Consider the following 16519-nt stretch of genomic DNA (forward strand, 5'->3'; position numbering starts at 1 on the left):
CTTCGCACGAACCGCAACACAACAACTTTAGCTATTCCCCCAATCTTACGGGTGTTTACCCTAACTCCGCATGAATCCGGCCGAGCGTGGCCGCCACGCTTCGCCCGCTCGCCAGCCACTTCTCCTGCTCCTCGGTCGTGAACCGGGGCCGAAGCTGCCGCTCGACGCCGCCGCGACCCACCACGCAGGGGATCGCCAGGCATAGCGGAGGGAATTCCGGGCCCAGGTCGACCTGAGTCGACACCGGCATAGTACGCATTCGGTCGCCGGCAATGCTGCCGATGATCAATTGTAGCGCCTGACTGATCGCGTAGGACGTGTGACCTTTGAGGCGAAAAATGGCCGTGCCGCTCGATCGGGTCGATTCGATCACGTGGTCCGGAATGTCTCGGGCCTCTAGGCGGACTCCGCCGACCGCCGCCCCGCTGAGCCACAGGAACTGCGAATCGCCATGCTCCCCCAGCACGTAAGCCCGCAAATCTTCGGGATGGACGTGCAAAAACTCCGACAACGCGGCCCGGAATCGGCAGCTATCGATGATGGTCCCCGCCCCCAGAACCCGCCCGGGATCGAAGCCCGAGAGCTCGATGGTCCACTGCGTTAGGGCCTCGACGGGGTTCGTCGCCACGACGAACACCGCGTCCGGCGACTGACGGGCGAGCTGGGGCACTACCTCGGCGAAAAGCCGACCATTATCGACCGCCAGGGCGTTGCGGTCGGTGCTCGTCGGGGGCTGCGAGAGCGTCAGCACAATGATCTGGGCATCCCGGCAATCGGCGACCGTGCTGTAGCTGATGGTCTGCGGCGCGGCGAAGAACGACGCGGCGTGACGCAGATCGAGCGTCTCGCCTTCGAGCCGTCCTTGGTTCCGCCCCACCAGGTGCAGGTGGTCGATGGTTTCGACTTCGAGCAACGAGTAGGCCAGCGTGGCTCCGACGTGCCCAACCCCCACAATCGCCACTTTCATCGCTAAGACTCTTTCGCTCGCGCCTGAAGTGCCGGGGAAGTTACGCCAGAATCCGCTCGATGGCCGCCTGCTCTTCGCCCGACAAATGTCGATTTTCGAGGCAAGCGATGTTCTGCTCGAGCTGCTGGACACTACTGGCGCCGATCAACACGGTGGTGATTCGCGGATCGCGGAGTACCCAAGCCAGGGCCATTTGGGCGAGCGACTGACCTCGCTTGGCGGCGAGGTCGTTGAGCGAGCGAATCTGCTGCATCCGCTCGGCGGTCAGCTCACTTTGCTGGAGGAAGCCATGCGACTTGGCGGCTCGGCTATCTTCGGGAATTCCCTTCAAGTACCGATCGGTCAGCATGCCCTGCGCAAGCGGCGAGAACGGGATGCACCCCACGCCTTCCTCGCCCAGCACGTCCAGCAGCCCTTGCTCGGGCTCGCGGACGAACATCGAGTACTTCGGTTGGTGAATCAGCAGCGGGCAGCCCATTTCGCGAAGCAGTCGGCACGCCGTACGGGTGTCCTCGGCGTTGTAGTTCGAGATGCCGGCATAGAGTGCCTTGCCTTGCTTGACCGCCGTCGCCACGGCTCCGAGCGTCTCTTCCAGCGGCGTGTCGGGATCGCGGCGGTGCGAGTAGAAGATATCGACGTACTCGAGCCCCATTCGCTTGAGGCTTTGGTCGAGACTCGACAGCAAGTACTTTCGCGAACCCCACTCGCCGTAAGGACCAGGCCACATCAAGTAGCCCGCCTTGGTGCTGATCACCAACTCGTCGCGGTACGGCGCGAGATCGGTCGCCAGCATCCGGCCGAAATTTTCCTCGGCCGAACCAGGTGGCGGGCCGTAATTGTTCGCGAGATCGAAGTGGGTGACGCCCAAATCGAGCGCCCGGTGGACAATCGCCCGACCATTCTCGAACGCATCGACGCCGCCGAAATTGTGCCATAATCCGAGCGAAACAGCCGGCAAACACAGGCCGCTTTTGCCACATCGGTTGTACGGCATCGAGTCGTAACGATCGGCGGCAGCTTGGTACATCGGCTCTGGTATCGGAGGTTAGCGGAGCGAGATTTTCACGGTGCGGCCGGACGTCTCGAACTCGAGCTTTCCCTCGCGAGCGAGCCATCCCACAGCGGCCATCACCAGGTCGCCCGGCGCATCGACCGACTTCTTGAGCGCCGCCACGGTTTGGGCACCCTGGTCGTTGAGCGTCTGCCACACGAGGCCGGCGGTGGGGCCGATTTCGTCGTCGGTGAGCAGCGGCGCGGCAGGCTTGGCGACGGTTTTCTTAGCCGCCGCGGCCTTGGGAGCGGGCTTGGGTGCGGCTTCCGACTTCTTCGACTCGGCTGTCTTGGATGGGGCTTTCGACGTGTCTGCTTTTGATTTAGCCACGGCAAGGTTCCTCTCAAGCGGGATCGGCGGGCGAGGGCAGGGCGGAGTGTTCCGCGTCGCCGCCCAGGGGCGACGACGTGTATCCTCACGAGTGAGTCCTCAGATTGCAAGCGGGCCGGTCCGATTTAGCGGCGCCCGGGCGTGGGTCCGCTGGCCGCCTCCGCTTCTGCCGCGCGGGCGATATTACGCAGCATTCCCGCAAACACAAGTTGATGCAGCGGATAGAGCCCGTACCAGTACGCCAGCCCCGCGAGACCCAGCGGATCGAAGATCGCCGTTTGGCGAATCACGCTGGTTCCTGGCTGTTCTCCTTGATCGACATCCAACTCCAGCCAGGCTCGCCCCGGCACCTTCATTTCGGCCCGGAGCCGAAGCATTCGATGGGGCTCGAACCGCTCCACCCGCCAGAAGTCCAGCGTATCGCCCACGCGAATATCCACCGGGTGCCGGCGGCCTCGCCGCACACCGATGCCGCCCACCAGCAGGTCCAGAAAACCCCGGAGTTGCCACAACCAACTGCCGTAGTACCAACCCCGAGTGCCGCCAATTTGCTGGATGGGCGCAAACGCCTCGGCCGGTGAAACGGCGACCTGCAAAGTCCGCGAATCGACGATCCGCGAACCGCAGTTCATCCCGTCCAGATCGCGGATCGGACCGCTGGAACTCAATGCGTCGCTCCAGCGTGTTTGAGCGTACTCTTGGTCTTCGTTGGCCAGCGCGCGGGCGATCGCATCACGGAGACCACGAGGGCGAACACTGAACGATTGGGAGGCCGATGTGTCGTTCACGACCGTGGGATTTCGCATGCTCGCAACCAGCTTCCGCCCAATTCGTGCGTAGATCGGCGTCACCAAGCCGAGCCACAGACTTGATAGGTACGGAGTCAGCACCGGTACCGGAATCATCCATCGCCGTAGCCCGCGTTGCCGCGCGTACTCGCGCATCAGGTCGCCGTAGGAGACTTGCTCGGGGCCGCCGATCTCGAAAACTCGCGAGCCGTCGGTGCAGACGTCCATTGCCTCAAGCAAGTAGTCAAGCAGGTCCTCAATCGCAATCGGCTGTGCGGCCACAGAGACCCAGGAAGGGCAGATCATTACGGGCAAACGCTCGACCAGGTTGCGAACCAGCTCGTACGACAAACTGCCGGAGCCAATGACGATCGAAGCTCGTAGTTCGATGACCTCGGCACCCGACTCGCGGAGCACGCGGCCCACCTCTTGGCGGCTGCGAAGGTGCTTGGAGAGATCCTTGGTGTCCTCGCCGAGGCCACCGAGGTAGATGATGCGGCGCACGCCGGCCGCTCGTGCTGCACTGGCGAAATTGGCCGCGGCGTCGCGATCTTCCTTCTCGAAGTCGCGCGTGGCACCCATCGAGTGGATCAGGTAGTAAGCCGTGTCGACACCCGCGAGCGGTGCGTCGAGCGACTCGCGAACCAGCACGTCCCCTGCGACGACTTCGGTGCCCGGACCGCAACGTTTGGCGAGCGCCTCGGCGTTTCGCGCGAGACAGCGCACCGTGAAGCCTCGGTTCTCGAGCAACTTGAGAAGCCGCCCACCGACGTAGCCCGAGGCACCGGTCAGCAGCACTAGTCGTCGCGAATCGGCAGGAGTCAACGTCCGGGCCTCCAAAGCATGTCGGCGTCCCGGGAACTGATCTCCGGGGACCGTTAGTACGCTAGGATGCCACCTATTGGGTGACCACCGGGGAGCCGCACTCGCGACGCGAGGCTTGAGATTTCTTTAAGCTTCTTCGATCGCTTCCTTCACCGGCTGCACGAAGTGCGGCGACTTGCCCGAGGCGCTGAGTTCTTCGGCCTTCTTTTCCGCCTCTTTCTTCTCGCTGTAATCGTACAGCGCGACGCGGCGGAGCGACTGGTTGAACACGCCCCAGAACGCCTTCAGGCGAACTTCCTTGGCAGCCTTGGCACGGCTCTTACGCTTCGCTGGAGTCTTCTTGACTACCTTCTTCTCGGTAGCTTCGATGGCCTCCGCGGCCTCCATCTCGGCACGTTTCTCTTTGCGGTTTATGACTTTGCGCGCCATGAGGACTCTTTTCGATCGACAAACGGGGACAACGGGGACCCGGAAAAGCCCGATTTTAGCCGCAATGGAGTTCGATGCCTACCGCCCACCCACCGCGGAGCCAGCTTCACACTTTGATGCCGATTTTCGCCGCCCGAGCTGCCAGTCCCGGCCGGAAGTAGACCATGGGGTTGTTGCCGAGCGAGCGGTGGGCCGCCGCCTTGGTCCGCGCCCAGAAGTAGGTTTGGTCGACCAGCTTCAGGGGTAGCTTACGCCTGACCACCAAATCGACCACGTGGTCGATGAACTCGATGTCTCGCTCGGTTTTCACCCGCAAGCCGACGATCAGGCGTTCCCTCAGCACGGGTCCACGAGGAATCGCGGCGTCTGCACGCTGAGCGAACAGCAGCCATATGGGCACCGTAAACAAACCAGCGGCCAAACGACCACAGTTCGCCAGCACGGTTCGACGAGAGACTTCGGTGGAGTCGTCCATAGGAACTTCCGCGGAGCGAGGAGAGATCGAGAAAAGCAAGGCGATAGAATCGCGCGGCAACAATTACGGCATTCGCGAACTGCCCGCAAGATCACCCGCCTCGCGTGCTAGCGGCACGACGTTTGCATTTCGCAGGGGTGTGTGAAAACTCCAACAAAACGCTGGCGACCGTCCTTTCCCGAACTATGATTTTCCAGTAGGCTTCGAGACCTTTCGCCAAAAAGCGAACGAGAGTTCCTGGCGAAGGTTGACCATCGCGGCCACCGCGCTACAGTGACCTAACTGCCACTGAAGTTCGTAACCCACGTGGCCCGATAACCTAAGCGTGCTTTGCATTTCGGCTCTCGCCCGAGCAGCCGAGTTACCATTCAAACTTTCCGGTCAAGATTCCGTCGGGAGGACCTAAAAATACGATTGGCCCGAGTTGATATATGGCTGTGCGCAGCACCGTCCGACTCGCGTCTATCTTCGAGTGACTCCACCCAGTCGCAATAGGCCGGTAAGTTTGTTATACGCCCCGTGTGGCCTCGGTTCATCGAACCCGGCCGCACGGGGTTTTTTCGTGCACGCTTGCTAATCCAGCACGTCCACGCATACGCTCGCGGCGATGCGCCCATCAATCCGCTGCTCGACGTCCCCGAGTTGCAGCGTCTGCCCTCCGTCGGCGTGAGCAATCGCCACCGAGCCCGCTACGCCAATACCAATGCCCGAGTCGCTGAGCGTTCGCAGGAACTCCGGCGATTGGTCGAGCACTCGCACCACGCGAAACTGCTGTCCCGCTGGCAGGTCCGCAAGCGGCAGCGTTTCGCCTTCGGCCATCTCGCCATCGGCCGCCGGAATCGGGTCGCCGTGCGGATCGAACTTCGGATGTCCGAGATGGGCCTCGATGCGGTCGACCAGCCAGTCACTCACCGCGTGCTCCATGTGCTCGGCTTCTTCGTGCACTTCGTCCCACGTCAGGTCGAGCGTACGAACCAGGAACAACTCGATCAGCCGATGCCGGCGAATCACCCGCAGCGCGAGCGCCCGACCTGCAGGAGTTAGCTCGACCCCTTCGTACGGCTTGTAGCTCGCCAGGCTCCCTTCGGCGAGCGTCTTCAGCATGCTGGTCACCGTGCCGGGCGAGACGCTCAGGGCGTCGGCGATTTGGCCCGTGCTGACGGTCTGGCTGCCCGAACCGTCGGCCAGTTGGAAGATCGCCTTCAGGTAGTTTTCGACGGTCAAACTCGGCACGAGGTCGGTCCTCACGAAGGGGGGCGAAGCGGGGGCCGCCTTGTACGCGATGCCCTGGCAATTGATAGTGTACCACTCCCCTAGCCGTCGCCCCACCATTCCATTGCTCGCTCCGCCATGTCGTCCAATTCCTCCCGCTGGCGTGAGCTCTATCCGTTCGAGTCGTCGTGGCACGAACTGCCGGCGGGGCGGATGCATTACCTCGATGTTGGCCCCCGCGAAGCACCGCCGCTGCTGTACGTTCACGGCAATCCCACTTGGTCGTTCCACTGGCGGAACTTGATCCAGGGGCTCGGCGACTCGTATCGCCACATCGCGGTCGATCACATGGGCTGCGGACTCAGCGACAAGCCCGATCGCGGGTTTCGCCTGGCAGATCACATTGAGCACGTGGTCTCGCTCGTCGATGCGCTCGGTCTCACCAACGCCACGCTCGTCGCCCAAGACTGGGGCGGAGCCATCGGCCTCGGCACCATGCTCCAGCGTCCGCAGGCGTTCTCACGAGTAGTGCTGTTCAACACCGGTGCATTCCCGCCGTGGTACATCCCCCAGCGCATCGCCGCGTGTCGCATTCCGGTCGTCGGTCGCTGGGGTGTGCAGGGGCTTAATCTATTTACCTGTGCGGCACTGCGGATGACGCTGGCTCGCAAGGCAAAGCTCGAACCCGCGGTTGCCGATGCGTACCTTGCAACGACTGACACGTGGGACCATCGCAGGCAGACGTACGAGTTCGTCGCCGACATTCCGATGAAGCAAAGCCATCCCACTTGGCAGACGCTGCACGACATCGAGCAAGGACTCCCCTCGCTCGCCGACAAACCAAAGATGCTCGTGTGGGGCATGCGCGACTGGTGTTTTCGCCCCGACTGTTTGACGAAGTTCGAGAACATCTGGCCCGACGCCGAGGCCTATCGACTCGCCGACGTGGGGCACTGGGTGGTCGAGGACGCCCCCGACGAAGCTTTGCAATTGGTCGAGTCGTTCCTCACGCGAACCACCAGCGAGGCGTCGTCATGAGCAGCGATCCGAACCAACGCCCGACCACCATCGGTGGCTGTGCGACACTCGCCTGCCTGTGGGAAGCCACCGCCGCGAAGCCCGGCAACGTCCACCGCGGGGCGGACTTTGCTGACATGAGCTACGTCGACTTCCTGGTCAGCGCCGCGGTAATCGGCCCCGTGTTCGACTCCTCGGCCGAGCTCGGACTCGGCGGTACCGTGCTCGAAGCCGTCCGGGCGACGCGTGCTGCCGTGGGCGTGAACACGAATTTAGGAACGCTGCTACTCCTTGCCCCCCTCGCGCTCGCCGAGGGAGATGCGGAAGAAGCAACCCGAATCGTCCACTCGGCGACTCGCGAAGACACCTCCAAGTTCTACGCCGCCATTCGCGAAGCAATGCCCGGCGGACTGGGGAAAGTGGACGAGGGAGATGTCTCCGCCGAACCCGAACACTCGCTCGTCGAGGCGATGCAACTCGCCGCCGATCGCGACCTAGTGGCCCGCCAGTTCACCAATCAGTTCGCCGAAGTCACGGAAGCCGCGAACCAAATCGCCGATCACGTCACGCATGGCACCTCGCTGAACGACGCCATCATTCGTGCTCAACTGCTTCTCATTTCGCGTTATGGCGACAGCTTGGTCGAGCGGAAGCTCGGCACGGATGTGTCGCATGACCTCGCGGCTCGGGCGGCGAGCGTACTGGCTCTCGCCAATCGAGATCCCCAGTCGTACCACGCAGCACTTTCGGACCTCGATTTCTGGCTCCGTGCCGATGGGCATCGCCGAAACCCGGGCACCACGGCGGACTTGGTGGCCGCGGCTTTGTTTGTGCTCCTCGCCGGCGATCGACTAAGCTGGCCGGTGAAATTCTACTCCTGACCGCGAGCGTCGTCGCCCATGTCCAACACCTACCACGTTCGGCTTCGCAAGGAGCAGTTCACGTTCTGCGCCGCCCACTTCATCACGTTCGCGGGCAACATCTGCGAGCCACTCCACGGGCACAACTACCGCGTCGCGGCGGAAATCGCGGGGCCGCTCGATGAGAACGAGTACGTCGTCGATTTCATCGCCGCTCGTGATGCGTTGATCGCCATCACTCGCACGCTCGACCACCGCGTGATCCTTCCCACCAGTCACCCAACGATCCACGTGACGAGCGCGGACAACGAAGTCACCGCACGGTTCGAAGATCGCCGCTGGGTGTTCCCGGCGAGCGACTGCGTGCTGCTCCCCGTCTCCAACACCACCGCCGAGCTGCTAGCACACCACATCGGCGAGCAACTGCTTGCTGCCCTCGCCGAGCATGGTTTTCGCCCCACGTCGCTCGAAGTGTCGGTCGACGAATGCGAAGGGCAAGAAGGGGTTTGTCGTTGGGATGACCTTCGCTAGCAGTCGCGCGGATCGTTCCCTGAAAGGGAACCACAGCCACGGCTATCGGGCTCAGAGAGCCCTCCCACATTTCTCGCTAGCGGCAGCACATCCTTCGCAAACGTCAAATCCTCTCATGCGTTGCGACTATCGGAGTCGATAAGACGATTGCCGCGCGCCCTCGATCGTTGTTGGGTGCTGGCAACTCCTTGTCACCCCCAATGTCTGAGCGATGTCCGATATTCGCAAAGCTGCCATCGTGTTGATGAGCCTTCCTGAAGAGGACGCGGCCGCTCTGTTGAGCAAGCTGAGCCCCAAGGAAGTCGAGCAGGTTTCGATCGAGATCGCCCGGACCAATCGCATTTTGCCGGCGGAGCAGGACTCGACCATTCGCGAGTTCGCCAACGCCAATCCGAGCTCCACCACCGAAGGTGGCAGTCTCGACCTCGCTAAGAACCTCGTGAAGCGGGCTCTTGGATCCGACGCGGGGCAGGCGCTCGACAACATTCGCCAGACCATCGAAGCGTTGCCGTTCGGCTTCCTTCGGCATGTCGATAGCCAGAACGTCCTGACTTACATCATGGACGAGCACCCGCAGACCATCGCACTCATCATGTCGTACCTGCCCGCTGCGTACGGGGCGGAGATCCTCGCGGGTTTGCCTCCCGAGAGGCAGCTCGCGGTCGTGCGGCGGATGGCGACGATGAACCAAACCAATCCCGAGATCATTCGCGAAGTCGAGCGTGGTCTCGAAGGACGGATGTCGAATGTCGTGAGCCAGAGCTTCCAGAACGCGGGTGGCGTCGAGTCGGTCGCCGAGATGCTGAACGTCTCCGAGCGCTCGACCGAACGCATTATCCTGCAGCAACTGGCCGAGGACGATCCCGATCTGGTGGAAGAGATTCGCCGGTTGATGTTCGTGTTCGAAGACATTGCCAAGTTCTCGAACAAAGACATCCAGTCGATGCTCAAACACATCGAAACCACGCAGTGGGCGCTGGCGCTCAAGGGGGCGAGCGAGGAACTCAAGGACAAGATCCTGGGCAACCTGTCGCAGCGTGCCGGCGACATGCTCCGCGAGGAAATGGAGTTCCTCGGTGCGGTGAAAGTCTCTGCGGTCGAAGCCGAGCAGCAGAAAATCGTCGACATCGTCCGCAGCCTCGAAGACGCCGGCGAAATCGAAGTCGCCTCCGCCGAAGAAGAGCAGCTGGTGCAGTAGCCACCTTCGAAGTTGTGTCGCACTTGCGCGAATATCGCATTGACTGCGACATTATTATTTTCCTGCCCTTTGGGAGTTGGTCGTAAGCGCCTTTGCAGGCACAAGTTACGAGAAACCTCCCAAACACTCGTTCGGAATAAAGTCGCAGCGCGATTCCGCACTGCAACTTTACTCGATGTAGGCCGGGTCAAGCTCCGCGCCGACCCGGCTCCTTACGCCTTGCCCAACGCGTACGCCGAGCCCCCACCAAGCACTCTGCCTGCCGTTTTCTTCTAGTTTTTCAGTTGTCAAAGAACATGCGTCCACGACTTCAGTGGATATGCACATAAGAACACATCCGAAGCGCGCTTTCTAGTCCCTTTCTGGAAAAAAGTGGAAATAGTTGGGCGCCAAAATGTGGCGAAAACGCGGGTTATTTGGCCGTTCCCATCGGCAATTAGGGACAAAACTCACCTTAGAATCAGGGTCAGAAATCCAATCGCGTTCAAGGCTACTTGGACCGTGAGAATAGCCAGGGCCGACACGAGCAATCCATAGCCTCGCCATCGCTGCGGTGCTTTGTGGTGCCGCTTCCACGAGACGATGATAGGCACGACAACCAGGATATCGGCCAATGCAGTCAGCATCGCTGCTAGCATGATGCGCTGTTCAGCGACGAGCAGGGCCACGATGCCGCCTACACCAGATAGCGGTATCAACAACGCCATCACAAAAGCAGCCGTTCCAAACGGCTCCAGCGGCTTCACTACTTGAGTATCTGCATGCTGCCGGGGGACCTCTTGCACAGAGCCCGTGGCGCGGGGCGACTCGTAGGGGGGTTGGGCTCTTCCATAGTTCGAAGTCTATTGGGTGGCGATCGTCGTTTCAGAGATCACTCGACGGGCTCACGTCGCGTGACTTCCGCCGGGCCCAGCAGTTCCTCCAGCAACTCCATTGGAGCGTCGGAAATCATCCGCCGCGAAGACTTCCCATCCTGATAGACGTATACCCAGCTGCATGCGAAGCAGATCTCCAGCTCGCATGTCGAGTTCGGACTCCGGGCGATAATGGCGTGCCTCGGTTCAAAACACGATGCGGCGAGGTTGCCTTCCTCGCCTTCCCGAAGGCCGCGTTCCACAAGCTGGGAGATCTCGCTCTGCGTGCTCGGGCGATCGACGGTCACCCGATCAATGACGCGCCACCCGCGGAAACGATCGGGCGCGGGTTCGGTGCTGATATCCAACGTTCCTTCTTCCCCATAGGGACGCAGGCGGAGGATCTCAAGCGACTGCAAGTTGCTTGTGTCGAACAACTCCGGTCCCGGAGCAGGAGCAGGACGCGAGCAACCGATGGCATGAATCGCCAATAGCGAGCAACATAGAACAGCAGATAAATGGGTCACGTTCCGCGGCTCCCGGCATCGGAGGAGGTACTGGAAGAGTTCTATTGTAACCGATGGCACAGCGGCGGTTGCGGGCGTCAATGGCTGGCTAACTTTTAAAAAGCCGTGGAGATGGCGGTGAAAATCCGCTCGGCAAGCTCACTGTCCGGTTCTACAATGATAGTATGGAGCCCTCGCGTACAACCACCGATTCGTCGGAAGAATCACTCGAAGCAATTCTTGCTCGACCCTGCCCTCGGCCGACGTTTCCAGAGCAAAACGCCGACGGGGTGGATATCTCGCTGATTCGCGCCAATTTGCGACTTACGCCTCTAGAGCGGATTCGCCAGAGCGACCGTGCCCGCTGGCAAACCGAGCAATTGAGAACTCATGGACGAAGAATCTGAAACCGATGGACTGGAGAAGCTACTGGACTTGCTCCTCGCGCACGAAGTGGAGTTTATCGTGGTGGGTGGTCAGGCTGAGGTGTTGCTCGGCGGTTCACGTACCACGTTCGATGTCGACCTATGCTACCGACGTACGGCCGAGAATCTGCATCGACTTGCAGAGGCGATGAAGGCCCTGCAGCCAACACTGCGGGACGCACCAGCCGGTTTGCCCTTTGTTTTGGATGCCAAGACATTGGCGCTGGGGAGCAACTTCACGTTCAACACCCGGTACGTGCCACTCGATCTGTTGGGATGGCTTGATCCGATTGGAGCCTACGAAGAGCTAGTCCCGTCTGCGGAATCTTTTGAGTACAAAGGGCGAAAGCTGTCCGTGATCGGATTGGAAGATCTTATTCGCATCAAAGAGTATCTTGGCCGCCCCAAGGACCAAGAAGCCCTTCTCCAATTGCGGGCGATCCACCGACTTAGGCAGCAGAAAACGGCTGGCGAGCAGGAGGGTACCGCAGAAGCCTAATTCCCCCGCGACAACACTTCGCTCAGCGGTGGTTGCGGACGCGAGGTCGCGTTGGGTGGGTTTTCGAAGGCCGCGGATACGCACGTAGCGAGCAGCACGGCGGCGGTGGCCGAGGCGGTGATGATGCCGGCGAGGACGACGGGGGTCATGGCGATGTTCCAGGAAGTCGTAGTAGTTGCGATTCGATGTCCCAAGTATCGCCGGCGGCCCTAAGGCTGGGCTGAAGGGAAGTTAAATTCGGCTTCATGTTGGGGCGGGTGGGGGCTGAGTTTGCTCGCGAGGCTGCCCCCTCACCCTAACCCTCTCCCCCAGTTCGTTCGCGGTGGTGTTCCAACAATGGGTGAGAGCCGCGCGCGAACGAAATGGGGGAGAGGGGACTAGGATGGCTTAGCGGGAAGTGCCGGGTCGGCGCGGAGCTTGACCCGGCCTACACAACTCGCTGCTAGCATTCCGAAGAACACCGTGGCGATTGAGCTACCACGGCATGGCGGTTCGCGGTAAAAATCGCGGCATGAATAATACTCGCGCGCTTCGCAGTTACGTGGTGGTTCCCGCTCGGCTTGGATCGACCCGGCTTCGGCGGAAGATGTTGCTGTCGGACACGGGGCGGTCGCTCATCGAGCACACCTACGAGGCGGCCCGCCGGGCGCGGCGGCCGGTGGGCGTGGTCGTGGCGACCGATAGCGTGGAGATCGCCGAGGTGATTCGCCGCACAGGCGGCACCGCGGTGATGACCAGCGAGTCGTGTGCGAGTGGCACCGATCGCGTGGCCGAGGTGGCCGCGGGTCTTCCCGATGCCGACGTGCTGGTGAACCTGCAAGGGGACGAGCCGGAAATGGCGGCGACGGCCATCGATCAGGTCATTGAACTTCTGGAACAAAATCCGCACGCACCGATGGCAACGCTCGCCACGCCGCTGCGAGACGCGGCGCAGATTGCGAACCCTGCGTGCGTGAAGGTGGTGTTCGACGACGCCGGCCGAGCGATGTATTTCAGCCGCAGCCAGATTCCGTTCGTCCGCGAGGCGGAAGACTTTGACCTGACGAGCGAGCCCGCGCTGTTCCACCAGCACCTGGGCATCTACGCGTATCGCCGGGACTTCTTGATGCAACTGGCAAGCTGGCCCCCGTCGCGAATGGAACAGGCCGAGCGGCTCGAACAGCTCCGCGTCATCGAGCGGGGCCACGCCATCATGGTCGGCGTCACGCAGCACACGTCCAGCGGTATCGACACCGCCGAGGATTACGCGAAGTTCGTAAGCCGGTGGCAACGGGCGGCCTAGCGTTCGCCGATCGCAGGTTTGGCGGCTATAATGGGGCGTTTCGCTTCCCCTTGCCTCCGATTCCCCCGCCGATGCTCCCCCTCGACGAACAACGCTTGCCGCTGCTCGTGACCGGCGTTGCTGGGGTGGCGGGGTACAACGCGCTGGCCTACTTCCACGAGCGTTACCCCGGCCAAGTGATTGGCATTCGCCAGCGGGACAACTGGCGGCTTGACGGGCCGCACATCGTGGCGTGCGATGCCGAGGATCCGGTGGCGATGGGGCGGTTGTTTGACGAGTACCAGTTTCACGCGGTGCTCAATTGCGCGGGCAACTGCGCTCTCAAGGCGTGCGAACTCGACACTCGCCTCGCATGGCGGACCAACGTCGAAGGGCTCGTGAACCTGTTGTCGCATGTAGCCGAGCGGCAGGTGCGATTGGTGCATACTTCGATTGACCTCGTGTTCTCGGGCGACCGCGCCGAACACGAGGGGCACGTCGAGACCGATCGCCCCGACCCCGTGACGGTGTACGGCAAGACGATGGTGAGTGCCGAGCAATTGATCGCCGACTGGTACCCCGAGGCCTGCGTGGTGCGGATCTCGCTGCCGATGGGGGTGAGCTTCAACGGTCACGCGGGGGCGATCGATTGGATTCAATCGCGTTTCGCCAAAGACCGGCCGGCGACGTTGTACTACGACGAGATCCGCACGCCGACTTACACCGATTGCCTGAACGTGGTGTTCGAGCAACTGCTGGCGGGAGACTCGGCTGGAGTGTTGCACGCGGGGGCTTCGCGGCGGCTTAGCTTGTACCAGATCGCCCAGGTGATTAACCGCGTGGGTGGGTACGATCCACGGCTCCTCAAAGGTTGTCCGCGGATCGAGGCGGGGCCGATGCCGCCGCGGGCCGGGAACGTGGCGATGCAGTCGTCGCGGCTTGCGGAGCTGCTGGGGGGCGATCCCTTTGATCCCTGGCCTTTGGCCCCCGAGTGGGTGCCGACGCATCCCGAGTGGCACTTCGAGCGTGGGGGCGAGCCTGGTTCGCCGGAGCTTCTGGCCCGTGTGCTTTACCGCAACCCCCGCCGGGTGGAAGTTTGACACGGGCGGGCGGGTCAAACTTAATGGTAGGGGTTGGGCATTCAGGGAACAATCTGAGCTTCAGGCTCGAACCCTAAGCAGATTCCCTCCCGTCGCTGGATCTCAACTGCTTTCCTCCGGTCGCTGACGCTCCCGGCTCGCCTTGAATTCGCTGAATGTAGTTATGCCGATTAAGTTTCACTGCGGTCACTGCGGTGCGCCGATCAAGGCTCCTGACACGCACGCGGGGCAGACATTGCCCTGTCCGAAGTGTGGATCGCCCGTGCTGGTGATGGCGGACGTGGTCGCGCCGCCAGCGCCCAACGTTCAGCCGATGGTGCCGCCGGTGGCGAGTGTGCCGCCGAGCGTTCCGCCCGTAACGAGCGCTCCGCCCGCGGTGGCTCCTCCTTCTGTCGCGGTTCCGCCGCCCGCGCAGGTGTTTCCCGCGGTAGAGGAAGAAGACGACGCGGTGATTCCCGAGATTGTGCCGCGCGGAGCTACGGCGAGCGCGCCACCTGAGCTCGACTTCGTGGGAGCGGCTCCCGAGACGGCGGAACCCATTGCGTCGCCACGCGCTCCGAGAGCCGCTAGAGCGCGCAAGGCGCGAGTCGCCGACGTAGAACTTCAGAACGTCCGCGTGGTTGATGTGCGGATGTCGTGGAGCAGCATGCTCTGGTTGGTGTTCCAGTTCTACGTGTGCGTGCTCGCGCTTTCGATGGTCGTCGGGCTGGCGATGATGGTGTTGTCAGCGCTGTTCGCGGCCGTTGGTCTGAGCTTGTTCGGGATGGTGGGGTGTGTGAGCTTGGAGTGGCTCGCAAGATAGTACCTCCATACTCCGTATGGAGAAGCGGAGGAGTGAGCGCAGCCATTGGAGCGGTTTCGCCCCCTGGGACTTCGCTCGTTCCGAGAATGCGAACGCATGGGCCTAACCATACGGAGTAGGGTTGTACTATGACTCCTACACCAAATGAAACTCAGTTTGGCGGCCGTCGATGTAGTGGACGCCGGCGCGCGTGATCGCAGCGTCTTGTTCGAGCATGAACGGCACGAGCTGGCCGCCCCATTCGGGCACCTCGACGTCGGTGCGGAGTTCGACGGTATAGGCGGTGTTCTCGTGCATCACAACGTCGCCCCGGCCGGCGATCGCCGTTTGTTGCCAGGGGAGGCCCATTAGCGGGCCGGGCTCGTGCAGGAAGTGGCTAAGCGAGTGCGAGTAGATTCGCGGGTTGCTGATCCCCTCGGCGTGGGCTTGGGCAAGGCTGCACTCGAGGATCGCGTTGCCGGTGAGGCCGCACTGCCAGTTGCTGGTGAAGACGTCCTGCAAGCGGTTCGACTCGGCAAGGCCGCGGCGGAGGCCTTCGGGTGCCGCGGTTTCGCCGGGGCGGAGGACGTAGGCGAGTTCTTGGTGGTCGGTAATGAGCCGTAAGTACTCGACACCGACGTCGCAGTGCAGCATGTCGCCGGCGTGGATGACGAGCTTATCGGGATCGCTGGGCTGCGGCGCGTTGTCGTTGCGGTAAAGTCGGTAGAACGGCTTGAACGACAGCGGCAGGCCCAGGTCGCGGGCGAGTTGTGTGTACGCCCACTCGAGGTCTTCGAGCGTGGTGACGCCGGGGGTGATGGTGTCGCGCGAGAAAATCTGCCGCATCATGGCGTGGGCGATTTGGCAGGCGTGTTCGTAGAGTTCGAACTCCTCGTCGAGTCGCGTTTCGAGCCAGCGAATGACCAGTGGCTCGGCGGAAACGCATCGCGACGACAGCTCGGGGCCGATCGACGCGAATAGCTTGTCCCGAAGCGTCGCGGTGAGTCCGTCTGCCGCCCAGATCACTTCGGACGTGTTGATGCCGATGCGGCGTGGCTGTCGCTGATCGAGCATTTCGCGGAGTAGTTGCCACTGGTCTTTGTCGTCGAGGGGCTGCCAAGTGGATGGTGGCATCAGTCCTCGCATGTTGGTTCGCGAGATGTTGATTCGCTCGATCTCGGTCCCGTTGTCGAAGAACAGCACGACCTGAAGAATGGGTGCCCACACTTCGTAGGGCGTGATGGTTTTGAACACGGGGTCGTGATTATCCTCGTGGCCGATGACGAGCCACGCGTCGAAACCAGTCTCACGCATTACAGTGGGCAGGATCTGCTCGAAACGGCGGGCAAGTGTCGCGTTGACGAATCGAGCTTGCTGACGAACCGGGAGAATGGTGGGGATCGACATGGA

Annotated in this window: 19 protein-coding genes; 8 read left to right on the forward strand and 11 right to left on the reverse strand. The window is 62.0% G+C overall.

From position 1 onward, the window contains the following. Nucleotides 1–55: 55 nt before the first annotated feature. From SH292x_RS21025 to SH292x_RS21055, 7 genes are all read right to left on the reverse strand, one after another. The gene (locus tag SH292x_RS21025; RefSeq protein ID WP_442482987.1) at nt 56–967 is read right to left on the reverse strand and encodes a malate dehydrogenase; all 912 of its coding nucleotides are present in this window, start codon (nt 965–967) and stop codon (nt 56–58) included. A 40-nt stretch (nt 968–1007) separates the two neighbouring features. Next, nucleotides 1008–1994 carry an L-glyceraldehyde 3-phosphate reductase gene (mgrA, locus tag SH292x_RS21030; RefSeq protein ID WP_442482988.1) on the reverse strand — a complete coding sequence of 329 codons (987 nt, stop codon included), beginning with the start codon at nt 1992–1994 and terminating at the stop codon, nt 1008–1010. An 18-nt stretch (nt 1995–2012) separates the two neighbouring features. Further along, nucleotides 2013–2348 carry a winged helix-turn-helix domain-containing protein gene (locus tag SH292x_RS21035; RefSeq protein WP_442482989.1) on the reverse strand — a complete coding sequence of 112 codons (336 nt, stop codon included), beginning with the start codon at nt 2346–2348 and terminating at the stop codon, nt 2013–2015. Nucleotides 2349–2473: 125 nt separating this feature from the next. After that, entirely contained in the window at nt 2474–3961 is a 1488-nt protein-coding gene (locus SH292x_RS21040; protein ID WP_442482990.1) for an SDR family oxidoreductase, read from the reverse strand. 126 nt (nt 3962–4087) lie between these two features. After that, complete coding sequence (locus tag SH292x_RS21045) at nt 4088–4390, reverse strand: hypothetical protein (RefSeq protein ID WP_442482991.1); 303 nt, start codon at nt 4388–4390, stop codon at nt 4088–4090. A gap of 106 nt (nt 4391–4496) precedes the next feature. Continuing rightward, nucleotides 4497–4865 (reverse strand): hypothetical protein, encoded by a 369-nt coding sequence (locus SH292x_RS21050; protein WP_442482992.1) that lies wholly within the window; start codon nt 4863–4865, stop codon nt 4497–4499. Between the two features lie 573 nt (nt 4866–5438). Further along, the gene (locus tag SH292x_RS21055) at nt 5439–6098 is read right to left on the reverse strand and encodes a metal-dependent transcriptional regulator (protein ID WP_442482993.1); all 660 of its coding nucleotides are present in this window, start codon (nt 6096–6098) and stop codon (nt 5439–5441) included. Nucleotides 6099–6215: 117 nt separating this feature from the next. Here SH292x_RS21055 and SH292x_RS21060 point away from each other — a divergent pair, with 117 nt between their 5' ends. From SH292x_RS21060 to fliG, 4 genes are all read left to right on the forward strand, one after another. After that, nucleotides 6216–7115, forward strand: a complete 900-nt coding sequence (locus SH292x_RS21060) for an alpha/beta fold hydrolase (protein WP_442482994.1) — start codon at nt 6216–6218, stop codon at nt 7113–7115. Beyond that, nucleotides 7112–7975: a triphosphoribosyl-dephospho-CoA synthase gene (locus SH292x_RS21065; protein ID WP_442482995.1), complete on the forward strand. Its 864-nt coding sequence runs from the start codon at nt 7112–7114 to the stop codon at nt 7973–7975. The genes SH292x_RS21060 and SH292x_RS21065 overlap by 4 nt, the downstream gene beginning before the upstream one ends. Before the next feature lie 18 nt (nt 7976–7993). Then, nucleotides 7994–8485, forward strand: a complete 492-nt coding sequence (locus SH292x_RS21070; RefSeq protein ID WP_442482996.1) for a 6-pyruvoyl trahydropterin synthase family protein — start codon at nt 7994–7996, stop codon at nt 8483–8485. A 211-nt stretch (nt 8486–8696) separates the two neighbouring features. Then, complete coding sequence (fliG, locus tag SH292x_RS21075; protein WP_442482997.1) at nt 8697–9683, forward strand: flagellar motor switch protein FliG; 987 nt, start codon at nt 8697–8699, stop codon at nt 9681–9683. A gap of 449 nt (nt 9684–10132) precedes the next feature. Here fliG and SH292x_RS21080 read toward each other — a convergent pair whose 3' ends face one another. Both SH292x_RS21080 and SH292x_RS21085 read right to left on the reverse strand, forming a co-directional pair. Continuing rightward, a complete protein-coding gene (locus SH292x_RS21080; protein ID WP_442482998.1) occupies nt 10133–10429 on the reverse strand; it encodes a hypothetical protein in 297 nt (98 codons plus the stop codon). 125 nt (nt 10430–10554) lie between these two features. After that, complete coding sequence (locus SH292x_RS21085) at nt 10555–11064, reverse strand: hypothetical protein (protein ID WP_442482999.1); 510 nt, start codon at nt 11062–11064, stop codon at nt 10555–10557. Nucleotides 11065–11433: 369 nt separating this feature from the next. Between SH292x_RS21085 and SH292x_RS21090 the strand changes: the two genes are divergently transcribed. Continuing rightward, nucleotides 11434–11967: a hypothetical protein gene (locus SH292x_RS21090; RefSeq protein ID WP_442483000.1), complete on the forward strand. Its 534-nt coding sequence runs from the start codon at nt 11434–11436 to the stop codon at nt 11965–11967. Here the strand turns inward: SH292x_RS21090 and SH292x_RS21095 are convergent. After that, a complete protein-coding gene (locus tag SH292x_RS21095; RefSeq protein WP_442483001.1) occupies nt 11964–12116 on the reverse strand; it encodes a hypothetical protein in 153 nt (50 codons plus the stop codon). The two genes, SH292x_RS21090 and SH292x_RS21095, sit on opposite strands and share 4 nt — an antisense overlap. A gap of 362 nt (nt 12117–12478) precedes the next feature. On the opposite strand from SH292x_RS21095, the gene kdsB reads away from it, so the two are divergent. From kdsB to SH292x_RS21110, 3 genes are all read left to right on the forward strand, one after another. Next, nucleotides 12479–13249: a 3-deoxy-manno-octulosonate cytidylyltransferase gene (gene kdsB, locus SH292x_RS21100; RefSeq protein WP_442483002.1), complete on the forward strand. Its 771-nt coding sequence runs from the start codon at nt 12479–12481 to the stop codon at nt 13247–13249. Between the two features lie 71 nt (nt 13250–13320). After that, nucleotides 13321–14328 (forward strand): SDR family oxidoreductase, encoded by a 1008-nt coding sequence (locus SH292x_RS21105; RefSeq protein ID WP_442483003.1) that lies wholly within the window; start codon nt 13321–13323, stop codon nt 14326–14328. 163 nt (nt 14329–14491) lie between these two features. Continuing rightward, the gene (locus tag SH292x_RS21110) at nt 14492–15130 is read left to right on the forward strand and encodes a hypothetical protein (protein WP_442483004.1); all 639 of its coding nucleotides are present in this window, start codon (nt 14492–14494) and stop codon (nt 15128–15130) included. Nucleotides 15131–15265: 135 nt separating this feature from the next. Here the strand turns inward: SH292x_RS21110 and SH292x_RS21115 are convergent, their stop codons facing one another. Further along, complete coding sequence (locus SH292x_RS21115) at nt 15266–16516, reverse strand: M24 family metallopeptidase (RefSeq protein ID WP_442483005.1); 1251 nt, start codon at nt 16514–16516, stop codon at nt 15266–15268. Between the last annotated feature and the right edge of the window lie 3 nt (nt 16517–16519).

The sequence above is a fragment of the Aeoliella fuhlenseeensis genome (assembly GCF_052161615.1).
GTDB lineage: Bacteria > Planctomycetota > Planctomycetia > Pirellulales > Lacipirellulaceae > Aeoliella.

Excerpts from the sequence above, each read along its gene's own strand:
- SH292x_RS21090 (WP_442483000.1), top strand. The coding sequence starts at position 11,434 with ATGGACGAAGAATCTGAAACCGATGGACTGGAGAAGCTACTGGACTTG.
- SH292x_RS21050 (WP_442482992.1), bottom strand. The coding sequence starts at position 4,865 with ATGGACGACTCCACCGAAGTCTCTCGTCGAACCGTGCTGGCGAACTGT.
- SH292x_RS21095 (WP_442483001.1), bottom strand. The coding sequence starts at position 12,116 with ATGACCCCCGTCGTCCTCGCCGGCATCATCACCGCCTCGGCCACCGCC.
- SH292x_RS21070 (WP_442482996.1), top strand. The coding sequence starts at position 7,994 with ATGTCCAACACCTACCACGTTCGGCTTCGCAAGGAGCAGTTCACGTTC.
- SH292x_RS21115 (WP_442483005.1), bottom strand. The coding sequence starts at position 16,516 with ATGTCGATCCCCACCATTCTCCCGGTTCGTCAGCAAGCTCGATTCGTC.
- SH292x_RS21065 (WP_442482995.1), top strand. The coding sequence starts at position 7,112 with ATGAGCAGCGATCCGAACCAACGCCCGACCACCATCGGTGGCTGTGCG.
- SH292x_RS21110 (WP_442483004.1), top strand. The coding sequence starts at position 14,492 with ATGCCGATTAAGTTTCACTGCGGTCACTGCGGTGCGCCGATCAAGGCT.
- SH292x_RS21060 (WP_442482994.1), top strand. The coding sequence starts at position 6,216 with ATGTCGTCCAATTCCTCCCGCTGGCGTGAGCTCTATCCGTTCGAGTCG.
- SH292x_RS21045 (WP_442482991.1), bottom strand. The coding sequence starts at position 4,390 with ATGGCGCGCAAAGTCATAAACCGCAAAGAGAAACGTGCCGAGATGGAG.
- SH292x_RS21025 (WP_442482987.1), bottom strand. The coding sequence starts at position 967 with ATGAAAGTGGCGATTGTGGGGGTTGGGCACGTCGGAGCCACGCTGGCC.
- kdsB (WP_442483002.1), top strand. The coding sequence starts at position 12,479 with ATGAATAATACTCGCGCGCTTCGCAGTTACGTGGTGGTTCCCGCTCGG.
- mgrA (WP_442482988.1), bottom strand. The coding sequence starts at position 1,994 with ATGTACCAAGCTGCCGCCGATCGTTACGACTCGATGCCGTACAACCGA.
- fliG (WP_442482997.1), top strand. The coding sequence starts at position 8,697 with ATGTCCGATATTCGCAAAGCTGCCATCGTGTTGATGAGCCTTCCTGAA.
- SH292x_RS21105 (WP_442483003.1), top strand. The coding sequence starts at position 13,321 with ATGCTCCCCCTCGACGAACAACGCTTGCCGCTGCTCGTGACCGGCGTT.